This is a genomic window from Bacillus sp. ISL-45, assembly GCF_018613195.1.
GTDB lineage: Bacteria > Bacillota > Bacilli > Bacillales > Cytobacillaceae > Mesobacillus.
The window spans coordinates 97,559-116,226 of the sequence record NZ_JAGGQQ010000011.1; the positions used below are offsets into that span (position 1 = coordinate 97,559).

The 18,668-nt window shown below is 41.3% G+C and carries 20 protein-coding genes; 17 read left to right on the top strand and 3 right to left on the bottom strand.

The features are described 5' to 3' along the window. The first annotated feature begins 126 nt into the window (after positions 1-126). The 10 genes from ilvA to J7E35_RS15290 all read left to right on the top strand — a co-directional run bounded on the left by ilvA (position 127) and on the right by J7E35_RS15290 (position 9,402). A complete protein-coding gene (gene ilvA, locus J7E35_RS15245) occupies positions 127-1,395 on the top strand; it encodes a threonine ammonia-lyase IlvA (protein WP_214781109.1) in 1,269 nt (422 codons plus the stop codon). Positions 1,396-1,566: 171 nt separating this feature from the next. Further along, positions 1,567-1,770 (top strand): twin-arginine translocase TatA/TatE family subunit, encoded by a 204-nt coding sequence (locus tag J7E35_RS15250; protein WP_192470480.1) that lies wholly within the window; start codon positions 1,567-1,569, stop codon positions 1,768-1,770. Positions 1,771-1,873: 103 nt separating this feature from the next. Beyond that, complete coding sequence (tatC, locus tag J7E35_RS15255) at positions 1,874-2,647, top strand: twin-arginine translocase subunit TatC (RefSeq protein ID WP_214781111.1); 774 nt, start codon at positions 1,874-1,876, stop codon at positions 2,645-2,647. A gap of 164 nt (positions 2,648-2,811) precedes the next feature. Continuing rightward, the gene (locus J7E35_RS15260) at positions 2,812-3,063 is read left to right on the top strand and encodes a DUF2535 family protein (RefSeq protein WP_214781113.1); all 252 of its coding nucleotides are present in this window, start codon (positions 2,812-2,814) and stop codon (positions 3,061-3,063) included. A 136-nt stretch (positions 3,064-3,199) separates the two neighbouring features. Beyond that, positions 3,200-4,042, top strand: a complete 843-nt coding sequence (locus J7E35_RS15265) for a DegV family protein (protein ID WP_214781115.1) — start codon at positions 3,200-3,202, stop codon at positions 4,040-4,042. 434 nt (positions 4,043-4,476) lie between these two features. Then, entirely contained in the window at positions 4,477-6,045 is a 1,569-nt protein-coding gene (locus J7E35_RS15270) for an ATP-binding protein (RefSeq protein WP_251041011.1), read from the top strand. A 74-nt stretch (positions 6,046-6,119) separates the two neighbouring features. Next, on the top strand, positions 6,120-7,094 hold the full coding sequence (locus tag J7E35_RS15275) for a nucleoside hydrolase (protein WP_214781118.1): 975 nt from the start codon (positions 6,120-6,122) through the stop codon (positions 7,092-7,094). Between the two features lie 128 nt (positions 7,095-7,222). Then, positions 7,223-7,777, top strand: coding sequence for an SCO family protein (locus tag J7E35_RS15280; RefSeq protein WP_251041012.1), 555 nt, complete (start codon positions 7,223-7,225; stop codon positions 7,775-7,777). Between the two features lie 201 nt (positions 7,778-7,978). After that, on the top strand, positions 7,979-8,782 hold the full coding sequence (locus J7E35_RS15285) for an SGNH/GDSL hydrolase family protein (RefSeq protein WP_251041013.1): 804 nt from the start codon (positions 7,979-7,981) through the stop codon (positions 8,780-8,782). A 35-nt stretch (positions 8,783-8,817) separates the two neighbouring features. Beyond that, positions 8,818-9,402, top strand: a complete 585-nt coding sequence (locus J7E35_RS15290) for a YpmS family protein (RefSeq protein WP_214781122.1) — start codon at positions 8,818-8,820, stop codon at positions 9,400-9,402. Positions 9,403-9,561: 159 nt separating this feature from the next. Here the strand turns inward: J7E35_RS15290 and J7E35_RS15295 are convergent, their stop codons facing one another. Beyond that, positions 9,562-10,323: a DUF4397 domain-containing protein gene (locus J7E35_RS15295; protein WP_214781124.1), complete on the bottom strand. Its 762-nt coding sequence runs from the start codon at positions 10,321-10,323 to the stop codon at positions 9,562-9,564. A 360-nt stretch (positions 10,324-10,683) separates the two neighbouring features. Between J7E35_RS15295 and rsgA the strand changes: the two genes are divergently transcribed. From rsgA to J7E35_RS15315, 4 genes are all read left to right on the top strand, one after another. After that, positions 10,684-11,733 (top strand): ribosome small subunit-dependent GTPase A, encoded by a 1,050-nt coding sequence (gene rsgA / locus J7E35_RS15300; protein ID WP_214781545.1) that lies wholly within the window; start codon positions 10,684-10,686, stop codon positions 11,731-11,733. 280 nt (positions 11,734-12,013) lie between these two features. After that, positions 12,014-12,553, top strand: a complete 540-nt coding sequence (gene msrA, locus J7E35_RS15305; RefSeq protein WP_214781126.1) for a peptide-methionine (S)-S-oxide reductase MsrA — start codon at positions 12,014-12,016, stop codon at positions 12,551-12,553. After that, positions 12,550-12,987: a peptide-methionine (R)-S-oxide reductase MsrB gene (msrB, locus tag J7E35_RS15310; protein WP_214781128.1), complete on the top strand. Its 438-nt coding sequence runs from the start codon at positions 12,550-12,552 to the stop codon at positions 12,985-12,987. Before msrA ends, msrB begins: the two co-directional genes overlap by 4 nt. A gap of 57 nt (positions 12,988-13,044) precedes the next feature. Next, positions 13,045-13,545, top strand: a complete 501-nt coding sequence (locus J7E35_RS15315) for a PTS sugar transporter subunit IIA (RefSeq protein WP_483297665.1) — start codon at positions 13,045-13,047, stop codon at positions 13,543-13,545. A gap of 75 nt (positions 13,546-13,620) precedes the next feature. On the opposite strand, the gene J7E35_RS15320 is transcribed toward J7E35_RS15315, so the two are convergent. Both J7E35_RS15320 and J7E35_RS15325 read right to left on the bottom strand, forming a co-directional pair. After that, a complete protein-coding gene (locus tag J7E35_RS15320) occupies positions 13,621-14,226 on the bottom strand; it encodes a DUF502 domain-containing protein (RefSeq protein WP_214781132.1) in 606 nt (201 codons plus the stop codon). Positions 14,227-14,289: 63 nt separating this feature from the next. Further along, positions 14,290-15,384, bottom strand: coding sequence for an SGNH/GDSL hydrolase family protein (locus J7E35_RS15325; protein WP_214781134.1), 1,095 nt, complete (start codon positions 15,382-15,384; stop codon positions 14,290-14,292). Positions 15,385-15,640: 256 nt separating this feature from the next. On the opposite strand from J7E35_RS15325, the gene J7E35_RS15330 reads away from it, so the two are divergent. The 3 genes from J7E35_RS15330 (at position 15,641) to J7E35_RS15340 (ending at position 18,504) form a co-directional block, all read left to right on the top strand. After that, a complete protein-coding gene (locus J7E35_RS15330; RefSeq protein ID WP_214781547.1) occupies positions 15,641-15,811 on the top strand; it encodes a YjcZ family sporulation protein in 171 nt (56 codons plus the stop codon). Between the two features lie 181 nt (positions 15,812-15,992). After that, complete coding sequence (locus tag J7E35_RS15335) at positions 15,993-17,459, top strand: NAD(P)/FAD-dependent oxidoreductase (protein ID WP_214781136.1); 1,467 nt, start codon at positions 15,993-15,995, stop codon at positions 17,457-17,459. A 64-nt stretch (positions 17,460-17,523) separates the two neighbouring features. Beyond that, complete coding sequence (locus tag J7E35_RS15340; protein ID WP_214781137.1) at positions 17,524-18,504, top strand: S66 family peptidase; 981 nt, start codon at positions 17,524-17,526, stop codon at positions 18,502-18,504. Positions 18,505-18,668 lie beyond the last annotated feature (164 nt).

Below are 18,668 nucleotides of genomic sequence, written 5' to 3' on the forward strand. Positions count from 1 at the left end.
TGTTATTTTACTACCATTTTATTCAACATGAAAGCCTAAAATTTTAAATATTTAAAAAATTCAATACATAGTGAAATTTCATGTTATAATGGAAAAATTAATATTTTGGAAAGTGAGGGTGACAAAATGGAACAAGAAACAGTGAAGAAAAAATGGGTGAGTGTAGAGGATATCCTTATTGCTTATCGGCATCTCAAAGAGGTTGTTGCCCACACTCCATTGCAATTGAACCAGCGATTATCAGAAAAATATGAAGCAGATATTTATTTGAAGCGTGAGGATCTACAGCATGTCCGCTCTTTCAAGCTGAGGGGCGCTTATTATTCAATGAAGTTATTATGGGAAGAAGGGCTTGATAATGGTGTAGTTTGCGCGAGTGCCGGCAATCATGCTCAAGGTGTAGCATATGCTTGCCGGCAGCTTGGTGTGAACGGGAAAATTTTTATGCCGGCGACAACGCCTGGCCAAAAAATCAGCCAGGTTGAAATGTTTGGGCGAGAGTACGTCGACATCATCCTGGTCGGTGATACCTTTGATGATTCTTACCGGGAGGCGCGGGAATGTGCTGAACAGGAAGGAAGGGAATTCATCCACCCTTTCGATGATGAAAAGGTGATTGCTGGACAGGGAACTGTTGCAGTTGAGATTCTTAATGATTGTCAGGAATCTGTTGATTTTATTTTCTCCAGTATTGGTGGCGGAGGTTTGATGGCAGGGTTGAGTACATATATAAAAAGCGTATCACCGACGACCACCTTAGTGGGAGTCGAGCCCAGCGGTGCAGCATCCATGAGGGCTGCTTTTGAAGAAAATAGTGTTATTCCCCTAAAAGAAATCGATACATTCGTAGATGGTGCTGCAGTAAAATGTGTAGGCAGCAAGACATATGAAATTTGCAGAGAAAATGTCGATAGACTTGTTGCAGTTCCTGAAGGGAAAGTATGTACTTCTATCCTGGAGCTATATAATGAGCATGCAATTGTGACTGAACCTGCAGGTGCCTTGCCCATTGCAGCACTGGATCTTCTAAGGGATGAGATAAAAGGGAAGTCAGTGGTATGTGTCATTAGCGGAGGAAACAATGATATCAGCAGGATGCAGGAGATTAAAGAAAGATCTCTTCTCCATGAGGGCTTGCTGCATTACTTTATTGTCAATTTTCCACAGCGTGCAGGTGCGCTGCGCGAATTCCTCGATGATGTACTGGGACCCGGGGATGATATCACAAGGTTTGAGTACACAAAGAAGAATAATAAGGAAAGCGGTCCAGCACTTGTCGGAATCGAATTGAAGAATAAGCATGAATATCAAAGACTGATCGCCAGCATGGAGAACAAAGGTTTTGCCTTTATGGAATTGAACAAGGACAATCAGCTGTTTAATTTACTGGTATAATATTTATAATAGATAATTAAGGATAGATGTTATAAAATAAGAAATGTCACACTTCGTCAGATTACGGAGTCCTTTGTGAATTTCTTATGAACTTTCACGGCATTCCTCCACTTTGGGGAGTAAAAGTACTATAATCATAGTAGATTTACAATATGAAAAGGAGATGTTGATATGTTATCTAACATCGGAGTTCCTGGATTAATCTTAATCCTTGTCTTAGCACTCATTATTTTTGGACCTAAAAAGCTTCCAGAGATCGGCCGTGCATTTGGTCAGACGCTTCGCGAATTTAAGAAGTCGACTCGTGAATTGACAAGTGATGTTATGGAAGAATTTGAAGAAGAAAAGAAAGAAATTACGAAAGCTACTAAATAAGGTGTAAGATGCTTTTGTCTTACACCTTTTTTCTTAAAAAGGTTTGTAAATGACAGGCTTTAATCAAGAAGTGCACCAAACGGAATTGGCAGGGGATAGTTATATGGAAGATAAAGAATTAAATCTGGTGGATCATCTCGATGAGCTGCGGAACAGACTGATCATTTCGGCAGTTGCATTTATTATTTTCTTTGGCTTAGGATTTTTCTATGTTAAAGATATATATAACTTTTTTGTCCGCGATTTGGACGTAAAGTTAATAGTCTTAGGTCCAAGTGACATCGTATGGATTTACTTCATGCTTGCCACCATCATCGCGATAGCTGGTACGATTCCTGTATTGGCCACACAGATTTGGCTTTTTGTCAAACCAGCGCTCAGGCCGATTGAACGGAAAATATCACTTTCTTATATCCCGGCTTTATTCTTGCTGTTCATCGTTGGCCTTGCTTTCGGCTACTTTGTGATTTTTCCTACAGTATTGAACTTCCTTGTGGAACTTAGCGGAGATATGCTTGTAACCAACTTTACGGCGGAAAAGTATTTCAAGTTTATTATGAATATGACCCTACCATTTGGAGTGCTGTTCGAATTGCCGGTTGTCGTCATGTTCTTGACTTCCCTGGGAGTCATTAATCCTTACGTTTTAGTAAAGGTCAGAAAATATGCTTATTTTATATTGATTGTGATTTCAGTCATCATTTCACCGCCTGATTTCATGTCGGATATCCTGGTTACGATTCCGCTCCTGGTTTTGTATGAAATCAGTGTAAACTTGTCTAAATTTGTTTACAAACGGAAGCTTAAAAAGGAAAAAGAGTGGCAAGAGCAATATGGTGGTATGGAAGAGGAAAGCGACGAGGAATCATCCTTGTAAAATGAATCAAAACGCATTCAAACGTGTGGACCTTCCACACGTTTTTTGTATTCACAGGCTCACGAAATAGCAAAAAAAATATTATATATCCGCGTAAACAGACACATTTCGAGCAGCATTTAGGGTATAATATAATCAAACGGGTATAAAAGAGGATTGATATTTTGCTATTCAAAAGCCTAGAGTTCAAAAATGTTGTTGGACAGAAGGTTAAAGTCGTGGATATTCCTGTGTTGGAAGAAGAGAGCACCTATTATTTTATGATCCAAGTCCGTTTGCAAACTTTTATAACAGCAATCTACCAGGAAAGAAACGCAAAAAAGTTTTATTCTTTTAAAGAGTATTTAAAGAGAGTTATGAAGTGGCCGGATTATGAGCAGTTATTCCAATGTGCTGAATTAAAAAATAACGCCTGAAGATTCATTTTTGAAGCGCCTCCACAAAGGCGCTTTTGTTCTTTTTACAGGGTTTTTTGAATGTAAATAATTTTCTTTGCATCTGAGAATAGGTATAATAGTCATAGTACGGTGCTTTTGATAGGGATGTGAATTTATGACTAAAATCAAAATTGTAACTGATTCTACTTGTGACTTGAATGATGAACTCATCAAAAAGTGGGGGATTATTGTTGTCCCTTTATCAATTTCTATTAATGGTGAAAACTACTTAGATAGAGTGGATATCAGTCCAAAGGAATTTATGGAAAAGCTGAAAGCCTCTCCTGATTTGCCAAAGAGCTCCCAGCCGCCTGCCGGTGAGTTTTTGAAGGTGTATGACGAGCTGGCCGCGGATGGTTTTGAAATCATTTCTATACATATGACAGGCGGTATGAGCGGTACGGTGCGTTCGGCAGAAAGTGCCGCCCAGATGACCAGTGCAAAGGTAAATGTGGTTGATTCCCGCTTTATTTCGAAAGGGTTAGCCTTTCAAGTTCTTGAGGCTGCGCAGATGGCCGCTGCAGGTAAAACAGCTGATGAAATAGTAGCAAGACTAGATGAGATTAGAAAACAGACTCGTCTTTTTGTCGTCGTTGATACCCTTGAGAATTTGGTCAAGGGAGGGCGGATTGGCAAAGGAAGAGCAATGATCGGCTCATTATTGAATATTAAACCGATCGCCTCACTCGAAGGAGGAGAATATACTCCTGTCTCTAAAGCTAGAAGTCATTCGCAAGTTGTAAAATACCTTAGAAACCAATTTGCCGCAGATACAGAAGGGAAAACCATTAAAGGGGTAGGACTTGTTCATGCGGAAGGAGAAGGACTGGCCGAGAAAATAAAGTCTGCCGTTATTGAAACTTCTGGATATGATGACTTTTCCATCGAAGAAACGACACCAATTGTAAGTACTCACACGGGTCCTGGTGCTATTGGGTTCATGTATTATTTTGAATAGGCTCTTTTCTCAAACTTTGTTGCTATTGACTGCAAAGTAGGATTAAATGACCGATGTTCCTTCACAAAATTAAAGCTAATTATGAGAAAAGAGCTTGCACACTTAATTCCAAACTACATAATGGCTTATTATCAAGTTAAAATCGGCTTTAGGATTTTAACAACAATCTTTTCGAAAACAGCCTTTGAATAAAATAATGAAGTGATAGATCCTGAAGTGTATAACTTCAGGACTTTTTTATGCCCTTTCCCTTGAAATTTATTTCATACACCAAGATAGATGGGCAAAGTTATTTAAATATACAGGATAATTATGAAGTTGTGTCGAATATTTTCAACAATTCACTTTAGGATAGAACGGAATGTGACAATGAAATTATGAAACTGAATGTTAAGAACCTGCCATTATTTAAAAAGATATTAATGTTTTCATTTATGATCACAACGATCGTAGTAGTGTCGATAATGGGGACAAGTTTCTACCTGCAGTCGAAACAATTGAAGAGTCAAATGGCTGACAAGGTTGAAGGGGTCGCAGGAATTTGGTCATCTACACTGGATCCTGAAGATATTAGAAAGGCAAGTGAGTTTCGCGATGAGTCTAACCCTTCCGTCAAGCGGCTGGAAAAACTCCTGACGATGGTAGGTGACAAAAGTGCTTCATTCCTTGGGGCTTATATTATTCTGCCTGAGGAATATCCAAATCAGAAAGTTTACATCTTGTCCGCATCCGATATTTATAAGGCGTACTCTTTCGATTCTCTAATGTTCTATGATGCAGGTGAAGAATTTATAAGTGCATATCGAAATACCCGGGAAAAGAAGAAAATATCGAGTACCGATATCTTCACCGATCAATACGGTTCCTGGATTTCATCCTTCGCTCCAATCACTGATAACAGTGGAAATCTGGTGGCCATTCTTGGAATAGATGCAAAGGCTTCCATAATTAAGGAAAATCAGATGGAAATCCTTATGCTGTTATTATTGGAGATGGCCGCCATTTTGGCAATTGTCTATGTAATCCTGAATTGGGGCCTTAAGAAGGTCATGAAACCAGTTGATGACTTATTCTTTGGCATTAAAGAAATCAGTTCTGGCAATTTCACCGTCAAGCTGCCTGTTCACGATCAATCAGAGTTAAGTTTATTGAGTGAAAAATTCAATGAGATGGCTTCCCAGCTCTCCCAGCTATTCGATAGGGTTTCAGCCGCCTCAAAGCAACTCGGCCAACCATCGCTGGAGGATAAGGAATCGCTTTTGTTAGAGGAAGCGATTAACACAATGGAGGATATATTTGAACGCACAAAGGTACAGCAGGAGCTCCAGCGGGCAGAGAAAATGAACGCAATCGGCCAGCTGGCTGCTTCTGTAGCTCATGAAATCAGGAATCCTATGACTGTCGTGAAAGGTTTTTTGCAAATCTTCCTTTCTAAAGATATGACTGAGGAAGATCATATGTATTTAAAACTTATGATTGAAGAATTGAACAGGGCGGAAACAATCATAAATGACTATTTGAGTCTGGCAAAACCCGATGTTGGGAGGCTTGAAATCATCGATGGCAGCGAGATGACGGAGCAGGTCATGGATTTGATGAGTTCTTACGCGATGATGTCAAAAAACATTTCCATGCACACTGAAATTAAGGATCAGGTAAAAATCAGGGGCAATAAAAGTGAATTAAAACAAGTGCTCATCAATATTTTAAAAAATGGTATTGAGGCGATGGGGGATGGCGGAAGGCTTAGCGTGACACTGGAAAAGCAAGGGGATTTCGGTGTGTTTATCATAAAAGATACAGGCATTGGCATGACTGCGGAGGAGCTTTCAAGACTTGGTACGGCTTTTTATTCGTTGAAAGAACGCGGTACAGGGATGGGGTTGATGGTTTGTTACCAGATTGTTGAAAGGATGAAAGGTCAAATCAAGGTTTCAAGTAAAAAAGGAGAAGGTACCATTTTTGAGATTATGGTCCCGTTATTAATGGAAAGCCCTGAGTAAAATTCGGGGCTTTTTAAAATTTTGCCATTATTTTCAAAGCCCCAAATATAATTTATAAAGGAGGTGTCCGGACTTTGGTGAAAAAAGTGCTTTTCTTTAGTGATTTTGGGATAGATGACAATATTGCTGTATTATATGCGTTCTTTAACAAAGATATAGATTTGGTTGGCGTCGTTGCCGATTACGGAAATGTATCCAAACAAGATGCGCTGCGAAATGCCGCTTATTTGCGGAAGCTGACTGGGAGAAGTGATATTCCAGCTTTTGCAGGTGCAGAATTGCCGTTGACAGGAGATCCGCCTGAATATGTACCAGACGTTCATGGCAGTGAAGGTCTTGGACCAATCATCCCTGATGTAGAGGCGGACTACACTCTGGAAAACTTCCATGGCATACAGGAAATAATCGAACTGAACCCGGATGAAATCATTATTGTGAATGTAGGCAGGCTATCATCACTGGCAGCTGCTTTCATTCTTTATCCGGAAACCATGAAAAAAGTAAAGGATTTTTACATTATGGGTGGTGCGTTCAAAGAACCGGGAAATGTGACTCCAGTGGCTGAAGCTAATTTCTATGGAGATCCATACGCTGCAAATATTGTATTGAGCCAGGCAATCCCACCTGTGAAAATTATTCCGCTTGATGTAACAAGCGGAGCGATTGTGACACCTGCCTTGATCAACGAGCTTGATGAGTACTACCAATCTATTGGGAGTGAAGTAGGAAAGCTAGTGAAGCCAATGTTTGATTATTACTACAAGTTTTATAAGCAGAGGAATCCTGAATTGACGGGAGCTCCCCTTCACGATGTTCTTACACTATGGGCGTTAGTAAAAGAAGATCATGTGGCTTCCCTCGAAATTCCTGTTAAAGTTGTTGTAAACAAAGGAGAGGCATATGGGCAGAGCATCGGAGATTTTAGGAACACAATTAATAAAGCGGATTATCCAGTACATAAAGTAGCTGTTAACTTTAGCTATACAGAGTTCATTAAAGATTTTTTTACAACGATGAAAAATTCAAAATCACAAAATGGCACAGGGTAAATAATGATTATTTCACACTTCTTTCATACCTTTTTCTTTCTTCTCTCAAATGCGTCTGCTAGAATTGTCTATGGACATTATTCGAAAGATTGCAGGTGATGATTTTGAAAAAGGTTTACGCTATTCTTATGCTTTCAGCAGTAATCATTTTTGCTGCGGGATGTGGTGACAGCGGTCTAAAGGATGCGAAGAATTATCCTATAGAGGATTTTACTTTCACGAATCAAAATGGGGAATCAATAAGTAAGGCGGATTTTAAAGATAAAGTCTGGGTTGCCAGCTTTATTTTCACAAACTGTGCGGATGTGTGCCCGCCAATGACAGCCAATATGGCGAAACTTCAGGATATGATGAAAGAAGAAGGGCTCGAGGATGTCGAGATTGTTTCCTTTAGTGTAGATCCTTCTGTCGACAGTCCTGAGGTACTAAAAGAGTATGGCAATAAGTTCAATGTTGATTTCACGAACTGGTCTTTCCTTACAGGTTATTCACAAGAGGAAATAGAAAAATTCGCGCTTGAAAACTTTAAGACTCTTGTCAAGAAACCGGAGACAGGGGATCAGGTGATCCATGGGACAGATTTTTATCTTGTCGATCAAAACGGGGACATGAGGAAATATTATACTGGACTGAAGGAAGTACCGTTTGAACAAATAATTGAAGATATTAAAACACTCCAATAGGCCGCATTTTGTGGCCTGTTTTATTTAGGTCAAGGAATAAGCCTCTCCAGGTTGAACAAATTATAAGGAACATTCGGCGCTGTTAGTACGTTGCAGTTACAGCTTGCGAATAAAGACGGCTGAAATAAGTGCGTATGTAACCCTGAAAAGGGCATTAAATGATATAATGATTATACTTTTAAAGGCAGGTGATTAATATTGTTGAAGAAATTCACCTTACTTTATATAGTGCTGGCGATGATATTAGGATCCTGCAGCCAGTTTGAAAATTTTCAAAAAGGGAACTTCAATAAGGTCAAGGAAACAGGCATGGAATTAAAGGAAGCATTGCCGACTTCCTTCTTCCCGAAGGATTTGCATATTGTTGCTGCGGGGGATTCGCTTACCCAGGGCGTAGGAGACAGCACAGATACGGGTGGATATATCCCATACCTTGCTGAGCAGCTTGAGGCAGAAAAGACAATAAAGAATGCGAATTTCGAAAATTTCGGTGTGAGAGGGAACAGGACAGACCAGCTTCTGGAAAGGCTAAAAAACAAAGATATACAATCTTCTGTAAAGGAAGCTGACCTGGTTATCTTAACAATCGGCGGGAATGATCTGATGAAGGTTGTGAAGGAGAATTTTTCCAGTCTTAAACTAAACCATTTTGAGACAGAACAAAAGTTGTTCGCAAAACAGCTGCAGGAAATCTTCCTGGCCATCAGAAATCAAAATCAGGAAGCTCCCATCGTATTGGTCGGACTCTATAATCCGTTTTACAACTGGTTTGCGGATGTTAAGGAAATGAATCAAATAGTGGATGAATGGAATGCTCAAAGTCTTTCAATAGTAGAGCAGGATGGGAATGCTTACTTTGTCGACATTCATGATATTTTCCTCAATAATGAAGAAAACCTGTTATACACTGATTATTTTCATCCAAATGACCTGGGATACCAATTAATGGCTGACAGGATTTATGAAATCCTTGATGAACAGGTCATTGACTCGATGTCTAACTAAGGTAATGAGATTGGGAAGAGGAGTTACAAAGATTTATGACGAAAAATAAATGGAAAATCAGTTTTTTTATTCTATTGGGTATCGTGGCTGCAGCTATCCTGTTGGTATGGATCCTCATTGCTTCACCAGTTGAGGAATCTAAACCACAACCAGGAACGAGTGGAGCTGGTACGGATGATGTTGCATTTAATGTATCGACCAACAAACGTGATTTAAACAGGGTGATCAACCATTACTTAGAAGAGGAAGCAAAAAATAGTCAGATTGATTATCAAGTATTGCTGACAGATGAGGTTGAGTTATATGGGACGCTTCCGCTCTTCAGTCAAGAGCTGGAATTGCGTCTGACCTTTGAGCCTCAGGCATTGAAGAATGGTGATTTAATCTTGAAACAGAGAACAATTTCTGTGGGGAGGCTCAATCTCCCTGTATCAACTGTACTTAAATTTGTCCGGGACAGCTACGATATGCCGGATGCTGTGAATATCCAGCCGAAGGAAGAGAGAGTATACGTATCAATGGAGAGGCTGAAGCTGAAAAGTGATATCAAGGTCCGGGTAAATGAATTTGATTTGAAAAATGACAACATCAAATTTACTCTGCTTGTTCCAGCGGATTAAGAAGGTACTCTTACGGGTGCCTTCTTTTTGCTTAGTACTTGAATGCCATGGTGAAAGACAGTGGAATACTAATCCTTAAAAAACGAGAATGGTCGGTTTGAATAAGGATTGGAAAATGGTCAGTTAGCAGCAAAAAGTCAGGCCGGTCGCCCGGCCTTTTCACCCTTGCAATACAATTACTTCAATTGGGGGTTCTCCTTTAGCATTACCTAATGCGACAATCGTGTAGGCATTGTTTGGTTCCAATTTAACATCCGGGATGGTAACGACCGTGTTCTTAGTGCCTGCGACTTTAGCTTCCAACGTAACGGTCATTGGATTCAAGGCCAGATAAGTTGTTGCCTGTTTATAGGATACGTTCGAGAATATGACATCCCCATTTTCCCCTGTTATATCTACAGAAGGCGCGTCGGGAGAAAGGTGTATAAATCTAGCTTTTGTTTCTCCTACCGGGGTTTGCGGGTTGTCTTCAAATGTAAGCAGCCTTAGGTTCTTAGCCGGCCCGGCAATGGCAGCTGTGTAAATCCTCCCTGGTTCGACCATAATCTTTTTGCTGATCACAGTAGAAACACTTTCACCTGCAGGATATATGTCGATCTGATATTTCCCTGGCGGAAGCTGCATATGGCTGCTGTTGTTTTTATAGCTGAAGTCGCGGACAACTCGGCTGCCATTTACATAAATATCAACATCCTTTACCGGCGGGGAAGCATGCAAAAAGCGCACCATGGATGGTAATGTGTTGGATGGACTAGCCTGAATAGCAGGGGAGCGCATTAACTGGACAGCTTTATTTAGATTTCGCAGGTGCTTGTGGTAATACATGACGTGCAAATTTGGATCAAGGTATTTATAGTAATTAGCCAAAAGATCATACATGGCCGCTTTATGAAGGTAATCATTCTGGTTCCTGATGGACATACCCCTCACTCCTAAATTTATTGAATGCTCAAATGTAAAATATGCAAATTGGGCGCAATAGGTGCGAATCAGTGTCAGTTGTTAAAGAAAAATTTAGAATAAGTCTTTACATGAGGAATGTTTTTCCATATACTATAAATAATTAAACGAGAGGCAGGTGGAGTGTAATGAGCAGGATGTTAAATGTATTGATGTTGGATGTTACTTATTGCACGGCCCCCTAACCTAAGCGGATCAACTGACTAATAAGTCTTTTTTCTCCATGCTTATGAAACCACGGGCTGTGCATGCCTGTGGTTTTTTATATTACGGAAAGCAAAATGGAGGAAAAAAGAATTGAAGAATTTTGAAAATATTGGTATGACGGCTGAATTGAACAGTCATTTTAATGAAAATTATCCTGACAGAATCAAGCTCGGCAGGGTAGCGTTAGAGCATAAGCATAGTTACCGGGTGTGGCTGGAAGATGGAGAATACCTCTGTACTCTAGCTGGCAAATTGACATTTAATGCAATCAGCCGGGAAGACCTTCCGGCGGTCGGTGACTGGGTTGCTGTACAAACTTCTCCAGGTGAAATGCGAGGGTTAATTAAGGGCATTCTGCCGCGTAAAAGCAAGTTTTCTAGAAAGGCTGCCGGGCAAATTACCGAAGAGCAAATTGTAGCAGCGAATGTTGATACAGTGTTCATCGTAAATTCGCTGAATGATGATCTGAATCTGAGAAGGATTGAACGATATCTGCTGCTCGCCTGGGAAAGTGGTTCAAACCCTGTCATTATTTTGAGCAAAGCAGATTTAGCGACAGACCTAAAAGCCAAAATGGATCAGGTTTCAGCAGTGGCGATCGGGGTACCTGTTATTGCAGTAAGCGTTCTCGAGGGTACGGGCTTTCAGGAACTGCAGCCATATCTTGCTCCTGGTCAAACAGTGGCCTTGATAGGTTCTTCGGGAGTGGGCAAGTCAAGTCTTGTCAATTACTTCACAGGATTTGAAAAGCAGCTGGTCCGGGAAATCAGGGAGAGTGATGATAAGGGCCAGCATACTACGACTCATCGGGAAATGGTTCTGCTGCCTGGAGGAGCGATACTGATTGACACTCCTGGTATGAGGGAAATCCAGCTCTGGACAAGTGAGGGTGGAATTGCCGAAAGCTTCGCTGATATTGAGCAATATGCAGAAGCCTGCAAATTTCGCGATTGCAGTCATAATAACGAACCAGGCTGTGCAGTTTGGTCAGCCATCTATGAAGGGGTGCTGGATGAAAACAGGCTTGCTAGCTATAAAAAGCTGCAAAAAGAATTGGTCTATATTGACAGGAAGCTGGATAAAAAGGCGCAAGCTGATGAAAAGAGGCACTGGAAAAACATCAGTAAGGAAGTCCGCCACAATTCAAAGCATAAACGAAAATAATCAAAAGTCCCTTCCCTTGTGAAGGGGCTTTTATCATTCCATAGAACTACTTGTGGTATTCTTAATCTAGCTCCAGCGCCTAGCCAGTTTTCATCCCTGAGAGTGCTTCCTGGAGTATCTTGCGATAAGCGTTTGCTTTGAGCAGCTCGGGTCGCTTATGCTTTTTTTCTTTGAAGGGTTCTGAATGTGTTTTTTGCTTTAAAAGTTATAGAATAGGGAATAAGTATTTGAGTAGAGTGTTTCATTGATTTATCCAAAGCTTGAAAGAAGAGGTGTCACGATGGAAAAAGGGAATAATGAGCTTGCGACATTTGCCGGAGGTTGTTTCTGGTGCATGGTCAAGCCGTTTGATGAGCAGCCGGGAATTGTCAGCGTTGTATCCGGCTATACTGGAGGCACGACGGAGAATCCTACATATGAGCAGGTTTGCAGCGAGACAACCGGTCATTATGAAGCCGTGCAAATCACATACAATCCAGAAATCTTTCCTTATGAGAAGCTTCTGGAGTTATACTGGCAGCAAATAGATCCGACCGATCCAGGAGGCCAGTTTTACGACAGGGGACAGTCATATCAGACAGCAATTTTTTATCATAACGAAGAACAAAGACAGTTAGCGGAAGAGTCGAAACGGACGCTTGCCGAAAGCGGAGTTTTCACGAAACCTATCGCTACGCAGATTTTACCGGCCAAAACATTTTATCCTGCAGAGACATACCATCAGGATTATTATAAGAAAAATCCTGGACATTATAATGCTTATCATAGGGGTTCAGGACGTTCAGCTTTCATAAAGAACCATTGGGGGGAAAAGAAATGACGAAAAATAATCCAGAGGAGTTAAAGAAAAGATTAACTCCCATGCAATATGAAGTTACACAAAATAATGGAACAGAACCGCCATTCAGGAATGAGTATTGGAATGATCTGCGAGAAGGGATATATGTGGATATCGTCTCTGGCAAGGCTTTATTTAGTTCCCGGGATAAATATGATGCGGGATGCGGCTGGCCAAGTTTTACAAAGCCGATTATGGAGGAAGAAATAACCGAAAAACAAGACCGTAGCCATTTCATGGTCAGGACTGAAGTGCGCAGTAAAACAGCAGATTCCCATCTGGGCCATGTGTTTGATGATGGTCCCGGAGAGAATGGACTGCGATATTGCATTAATTCCGCTGCATTGAGGTTTGTTCCAAAAGAAAAAATGGATGAGGAAGGGTATGGAGAGTACCTCAAGCTGTTTCAGGATTAATCCAAAGGATTAATCAAATGACTAATAATAGCTCTAAGAATGGAAGGAATGATTCGTTTGTTTAAAAAGTTATTTGGAAAAAAAGAAGAGCCGGTAAAAACAATCCAGCTGAAAGCGCCAATTACGGGAAATGCAGTCAATTTAAGTGCAGTTCCTGACCCTGTCTTTTCTGAAAAAATGATGGGGGACGGTGTAGCGATTGAACCGTCAGAGGGAGTTGTCGTGTCGCCAATTGATGGTGAAATTATTCAGGTTTTCCCGACAAAGCACGCGGTCGGAATAAGAGCGAAAAACGGAGCAGAGCTATTGATCCATATTGGATTGGAGACTGTTTCTCTCAAGGGAGAAGGATTCGAAACACATGTGGCTCAAGGCGACAAAGTCAAGGAAGGCGATAAACTGGTAACCTTTGACCTTTCCGTTATCAGCGAAAAAGCAAAGAGTACAGTAACACCGATTATAATCACCAACACTGATCAGGCTGCTTCATTGAAGGTTTTAACAGAAGGAAATGTTGAAAAGGGCACGACACCAATCCTGGAAGTGACTTTTGAATAGGGTAAGTACCCAAACTCAGGAATAGCCTGAGTATAATGGAAAGGGATCGTTCGTCAATGAAAAACAGCCGCTGATTCAGCGGCTGTTTTCATTCACGGATTTTTGGCCATTAATGGATGTCATTCCGCCTGAGAGGATAAATTTCATTGCATCTTCAGGTTTTACATCAATGATTTCTACGTCAGTTTTGGGAATCAGGAAAGTGAAACCTGCCACCTGAAACGTTTGAGGCACATAGACAGCAACATATTCTGATAGTGGCTCATGGAATGCCTTCAGGTTATCGGTTGTGATGAAGCCGAGACTCTTCATGTCGGTACCGGGTATGGTAACCAAAGCAACCTTGGAAAATGACTTTTTATCACCAAGGAAGGAATGGACCGTATCCTTTATAACCGAATAAATCGTTTTGACAAAAGGAGTTTTTTCCAGCAGCTTGTCAATCAGCTTAATGATACTTCCTGTGATGAACCGGGTGGACAGCCATCCCAGAATGGTAATCAGGATAAGGGTGGTCAGAAGGCCGATGCCAGGAATGTACCGTTCTTGTAAATATGGTTTCAGTACATTTCCAAGAAGGCTGTCTAAAAACATGAATACTTTATAAATGACATAGATAACGAGGATGATCGGTACTATTGTCAGGATCCCATTAATGAAGTTCTTCAATACACTTTTCATGGTAAACTCCTTATTCAAAACATATGGAAGTATCATACACTTTTTTACAGGGTTTTTCTATGATTATTTTTTCTTATCCTTTGCGACGATAATCGAAGAAATCTGGGTGATTTGCTTTTCACTGCTATTGTGTGGAGACGTTTTTTCGACTGTTTCAAACCGAACAGTGTGTCGTCCTTTATCCAGGCCGCTTGCAATATATAGATACCTTTCGCGTGTGAAAGGCCACCAGGTAGAGATTGTCCTGATATATTCCCCGTCAATATACACCCTCAGCATTCCGCCATCCTGACTGCGAATAGCTTTTACCCCAAGAATGGAGCCTTTGAATTCGTACTCTAGATAATCACCAGTTCTTTTGCTTATATTTATTCCATTTTCGATGACGAATCCTTTGCTTCCAGATAAGTTCTTTTTTTCATAAAAGTATAAGGTTTGCTCCCTGGTCAATGGCTTTGGGAGACTTGCAATCTCGGCATCTATTTCGATATTATTCTTGATCAGTTCAAACATTGAAGCAGCATACAGCTGGTATCCCTTACCGTTAGGGTGTACAGTATCCGTCGTAAGCTGCTCTGTGAGCATCCCTGATTGCTCAAAAGGAATGCGCATGTCCAGCGGCTTTGCTCCGTAATGGACGGATACTCTTTTAATCGCATCAGCAAATTGTTCCTGTTTTAAGGGACTTTCAATGATGGTGATGATTTCAGATTCAGGGTAACGCTCTTTGGCATTTCGAATCAATTTTTCATAAAAAAAAGTAAACTGTTCGGAATCCATGTATTTGCGATCATTCTCACCAAAAACGATGAAGATGAGATCAATATCCCGGAATTTTGGAGCCTTTTGGAGTTTGTAAATTCCTTCGAAGGCGGTTGCTCCGCTTTGAACGAGCATATTCCTGCGTGCCCGGGCCCCGCTGAAATCTTTTAAAAGCACTTCAAGCTGGCTGTACCAGCGTAAATTTTTATTTTCTGCTCCAGCACCCCGGCCAATGCTGTCACCGATGATCAAATAATTAAATGATGAACCTGCTTCAATCTTTTCATATACTGATAAATCTTCGGAAAGGTAATGTTCTGACTGTATGGCTAAAAGGGAAATAACTGTGGCGGTAAGAAAAACTGTAATGAGAATTTTTTTAGCGCTTGATTTCATTCGTGTTGGTATCCCTCCGGAAAGTAAAGCTTTAACCTAATTGTAACTGCTAGTACAGGAACAGGGAAAAGAAATTTTTCAGCGAGCTGGCTGTAATTTATTTCTTTCATTGAATCGATAATTTTAAAAAATAGGCTAATGCACAAACGGGTCAAGTACCCATATCATACCGTAAAGGGAAAGCAATTCAAAAACAAACGAGGAGTGGTTTTTAATGTACGGATATGATAATGCCCCAATGCCTGTAACATCACCGATGGGAACAGCACCAGCTTATGGCACTTTCTGTGGCGGAGGTTATCCTTATGCAGGAGTCGCCGGTGCTGGAGTAGGAGGAGCTGGTTACGGTTACGGCGGTTTTGCATTGATCGTCGTACTGTTCATCTTGTTAATCATCATTGGTGCATGCTGCAGCTATAACTGGTAAACAATGTGCTGAGATAAAATAGGAGGCTGTCTGCCAGGCAGTCTCTTTTTTTAATTGCGTAAAACACGAACTTTATTTTAAACAATATATGATATAGTTCGTGATTTTTATTGACTCCCCTGCTGTCATTTGTTATATTTACCAAGTGTTAAGCAAAAAACTGATTGGCGGGGGATGCTGAATGAATACAAACTATGATGTTATTGTCGTTGGAGCAGGTCCGGCAGGTATATTTACTTGTTATGAATTATCATTGAAAATGCCTGGTGCGACTGTATTGCTTGTGGATAAAGGACACGATATTTATCGGAGGAACTGCCCAATTTTGCAAAAGAAGATCGAGAAATGCCCGCCAGCAGCAGGGAAGAAGGATTTTGCCGGTTGCCTTCCGGCATGTTCGATTACGAATGGGTTTGGCGGTGCCGGGGCTTATTCTGATGGAAAGTTCAATATTACAAGTGAATTCGGCGGATGGATGACAGATTACCTTCCTGATTCCAAAGTTGTCGAACTAATTAAATACGTAGATGAAATCAATCTCAGGCATGGCGCAACTGAGAGTATAACCGATCCTATGACAGATAAGGTAAGGGAAATTGAGAGAAGGGGCTATGCCGCCGGCTTAAAGCTGCTGAGAGCACAGGTCCGCCATCTTGGTACGGAACAGAACCTTGAAATTTTAAAAAATATTTTTGAGTACTTAAAAGATAAGGTCGATATGGCGTTCAAGACGGAAATCGAGGATTTGATTACCGAAAAAACACCTGATGGCCATAAAGTCATGGGTGTTGAGTTAAGGAACGGTGAGAAAATTTTTGCTGAGAAAGTTGTCGTTGCCCCTGGTCGGGATGGCTCCAAATGGCTGACACAGCTATTGAAAAAAAGAAGACTTAAGATGATGAATAACCAGGTCGATATTGGCGTCCGTGTTGAAACGTCCAATGTCGTCATGGAGGAAATAAATGAGCATTTATATGAAGGGAAATTTATCTTCAATACATCCGTTGGGACAAGTGTCAGGACATTTTGCAGCAATCCATCCGGACATGTTGTGGTCGAGAACCATTCTGGAATCATGCTTGCTAATGGCCATGCTTACAAAGATCCTAACCTGGGAAGCAGCAATACCAATTTTGCCTTGCTTGTATCACATACTTTTTCTGAACCATTCGATAAGCCCAATGAATATGCCCATGAAATCTCCAGGCTGGCAAACAGTCTGTCAAATGGCGGCCTGATTGTACAGAAGTATGGCGATATTTTAAAAGGGAGAAGATCCACTGAAAAAAGGATCAAAGAAGGATTCCTGGAACCGACAATGAAGGAAGCGGTTCCCGGGGATCTTGGACTAGTCCTTCCATATAACACGCTAAAGAGTTTGATTGAAATGACGGAAGCGCTCAATCAGGTTACTCCTGGTCTGGCTTCAGACCATACTTTGTTTTATGGAGTGGAGGCGAAATTCTATTCCGCAAGACCGAAGTTGAATGACAGGTTTGAAACGGAAATAAGCGGTTTGTATGTTGGAGGGGACGGAGCCGGAATCACAAGAGGACTGGCTCAGGCAAGCGCATGTGGTGTATGGATTGCCACCGACATTATCGAAAAGTCCAGGGTTGGCCGGGAAACAGAGCCTGCACTTGTTTAAATATGCATACACACTTCCCCTTCTTTGATAAAATAAACCTAAATACAGAAGAGGCGGGGAGAGTATGTTTGCACCTAAACTAGCGCCAGGGGATGAAATAAGAGTAATCGCTCCTGCGACCAGCATGATCATTTTAAAGGAAGCCCAGGTTGATTTGGCTGTTAAAAGGTTGACTAAACTGGGCTTCAATGTGACTTTCGGAAAGAACGCTGATGCGCATGACGAATTTTTCAGCTCTTCCATTGCAGAAAGAATCGAGGACCTGCATGATGCGTTTGCAGATCCAAATGTAAAAGGGATCCTTCCAGCAATTGGCGGCTATAATTCTAATCAGCTGCTAAAATATATAGACTTTGACTTGATTGCTGCTAACCCGAAGGTTTTTTGCGGGTACAGTGACATTACAGCGCTGCAGTTGGCTATCTATCAAAAAACAGGTCTCGTTACATATTCTAGTCCCTTTTTTTCGAGCTTCGGCGTCAAGCATGGACTTGAATACACTCTGGAATCGTTCTTGCAGGCAGTCACCAATGATGCGCCTTATGAGATCGTTCCATCAAATACATGGTCGGATGATGCCTGGTATCTCGACCAGGAAAATCGGACATTTCATGAACAAAGCGGCTACCTGATTCTTCAGGAAGGCGAAGCCGAGGGCAGACTGATCGGCGGCAATCTCTGTACCATAAACCTTCTTCAGGGTTCAGAATTCATGCCTTCCATCAAGGATAGCATCCTGTTCATCGAGGATGACGAAGAAAGCCACTCCAGAAGCTTCGACAGGGACCTGCAATCGCTGCTTCATCTTCCGGATGCTGATTCGATAAAAGCTCTGTTGATTGGCCGATTCCAAAAGAACTCCAATATTACGGAAGAAGCTCTAAGGAAGATTATTTCAAGTAAGGAAGAGCTGCGGAATATCCCAATCATTGCAAACGTCAACTTCGGGCATGTCCAGCCTCTTGCCACACTGCCTATTGGGGCAGTTGCCACAATAAAGGCAGCGGGTGGACAAACCGAGATCTTTATCGAACAAAAAGAATAGGGTTATAAACCTTAATGGCACCTTTTTGGGTGTCTTTTTTTTGCCAAGAATTTGTCGGATAAAACAGCTGGTGGAAGAACAGATTTAGTCTGAAGTAAGTTGCAGGTTCAAACAAAACAGCCGACGGAATAGCAGAAGTTGTCTAAAGTCACCCCAGGTTCAGA

What these genes read in the sequence shown, in the direction of transcription:
- ilvA (WP_214781109.1), top strand. Translation starts at nt 127, where the DNA reads ATGGAACAAGAAACAGTGAAGAAAAAATGGGTGAGTGTAGAGGATATC.
- J7E35_RS15250 (WP_192470480.1), top strand. Translation starts at nt 1,567, where the DNA reads ATGTTATCTAACATCGGAGTTCCTGGATTAATCTTAATCCTTGTCTTA.
- tatC (WP_214781111.1), top strand. Translation starts at nt 1,874, where the DNA reads ATGGAAGATAAAGAATTAAATCTGGTGGATCATCTCGATGAGCTGCGG.
- J7E35_RS15265 (WP_214781115.1), top strand. Translation starts at nt 3,200, where the DNA reads ATGACTAAAATCAAAATTGTAACTGATTCTACTTGTGACTTGAATGAT.
- J7E35_RS15270 (WP_251041011.1), top strand. Translation starts at nt 4,477, where the DNA reads ATGATCACAACGATCGTAGTAGTGTCGATAATGGGGACAAGTTTCTAC.
- J7E35_RS15280 (WP_251041012.1), top strand. Translation starts at nt 7,223, where the DNA reads ATGCTTTCAGCAGTAATCATTTTTGCTGCGGGATGTGGTGACAGCGGT.
- J7E35_RS15290 (WP_214781122.1), top strand. Translation starts at nt 8,818, where the DNA reads ATGACGAAAAATAAATGGAAAATCAGTTTTTTTATTCTATTGGGTATC.
- J7E35_RS15295 (WP_214781124.1), bottom strand. Translation starts at nt 10,323, where the DNA reads ATGTCCATCAGGAACCAGAATGATTACCTTCATAAAGCGGCCATGTAT.
- rsgA (WP_214781545.1), top strand. Translation starts at nt 10,684, where the DNA reads ATGACGGCTGAATTGAACAGTCATTTTAATGAAAATTATCCTGACAGA.
- msrA (WP_214781126.1), top strand. Translation starts at nt 12,014, where the DNA reads ATGGAAAAAGGGAATAATGAGCTTGCGACATTTGCCGGAGGTTGTTTC.
- msrB (WP_214781128.1), top strand. Translation starts at nt 12,550, where the DNA reads ATGACGAAAAATAATCCAGAGGAGTTAAAGAAAAGATTAACTCCCATG.
- J7E35_RS15320 (WP_214781132.1), bottom strand. Translation starts at nt 14,226, where the DNA reads ATGAAAAGTGTATTGAAGAACTTCATTAATGGGATCCTGACAATAGTA.
- J7E35_RS15325 (WP_214781134.1), bottom strand. Translation starts at nt 15,384, where the DNA reads ATGAAATCAAGCGCTAAAAAAATTCTCATTACAGTTTTTCTTACCGCC.
- J7E35_RS15330 (WP_214781547.1), top strand. Translation starts at nt 15,641, where the DNA reads ATGGGAACAGCACCAGCTTATGGCACTTTCTGTGGCGGAGGTTATCCT.
- J7E35_RS15335 (WP_214781136.1), top strand. Translation starts at nt 15,993, where the DNA reads ATGAATACAAACTATGATGTTATTGTCGTTGGAGCAGGTCCGGCAGGT.
- J7E35_RS15340 (WP_214781137.1), top strand. Translation starts at nt 17,524, where the DNA reads ATGTTTGCACCTAAACTAGCGCCAGGGGATGAAATAAGAGTAATCGCT.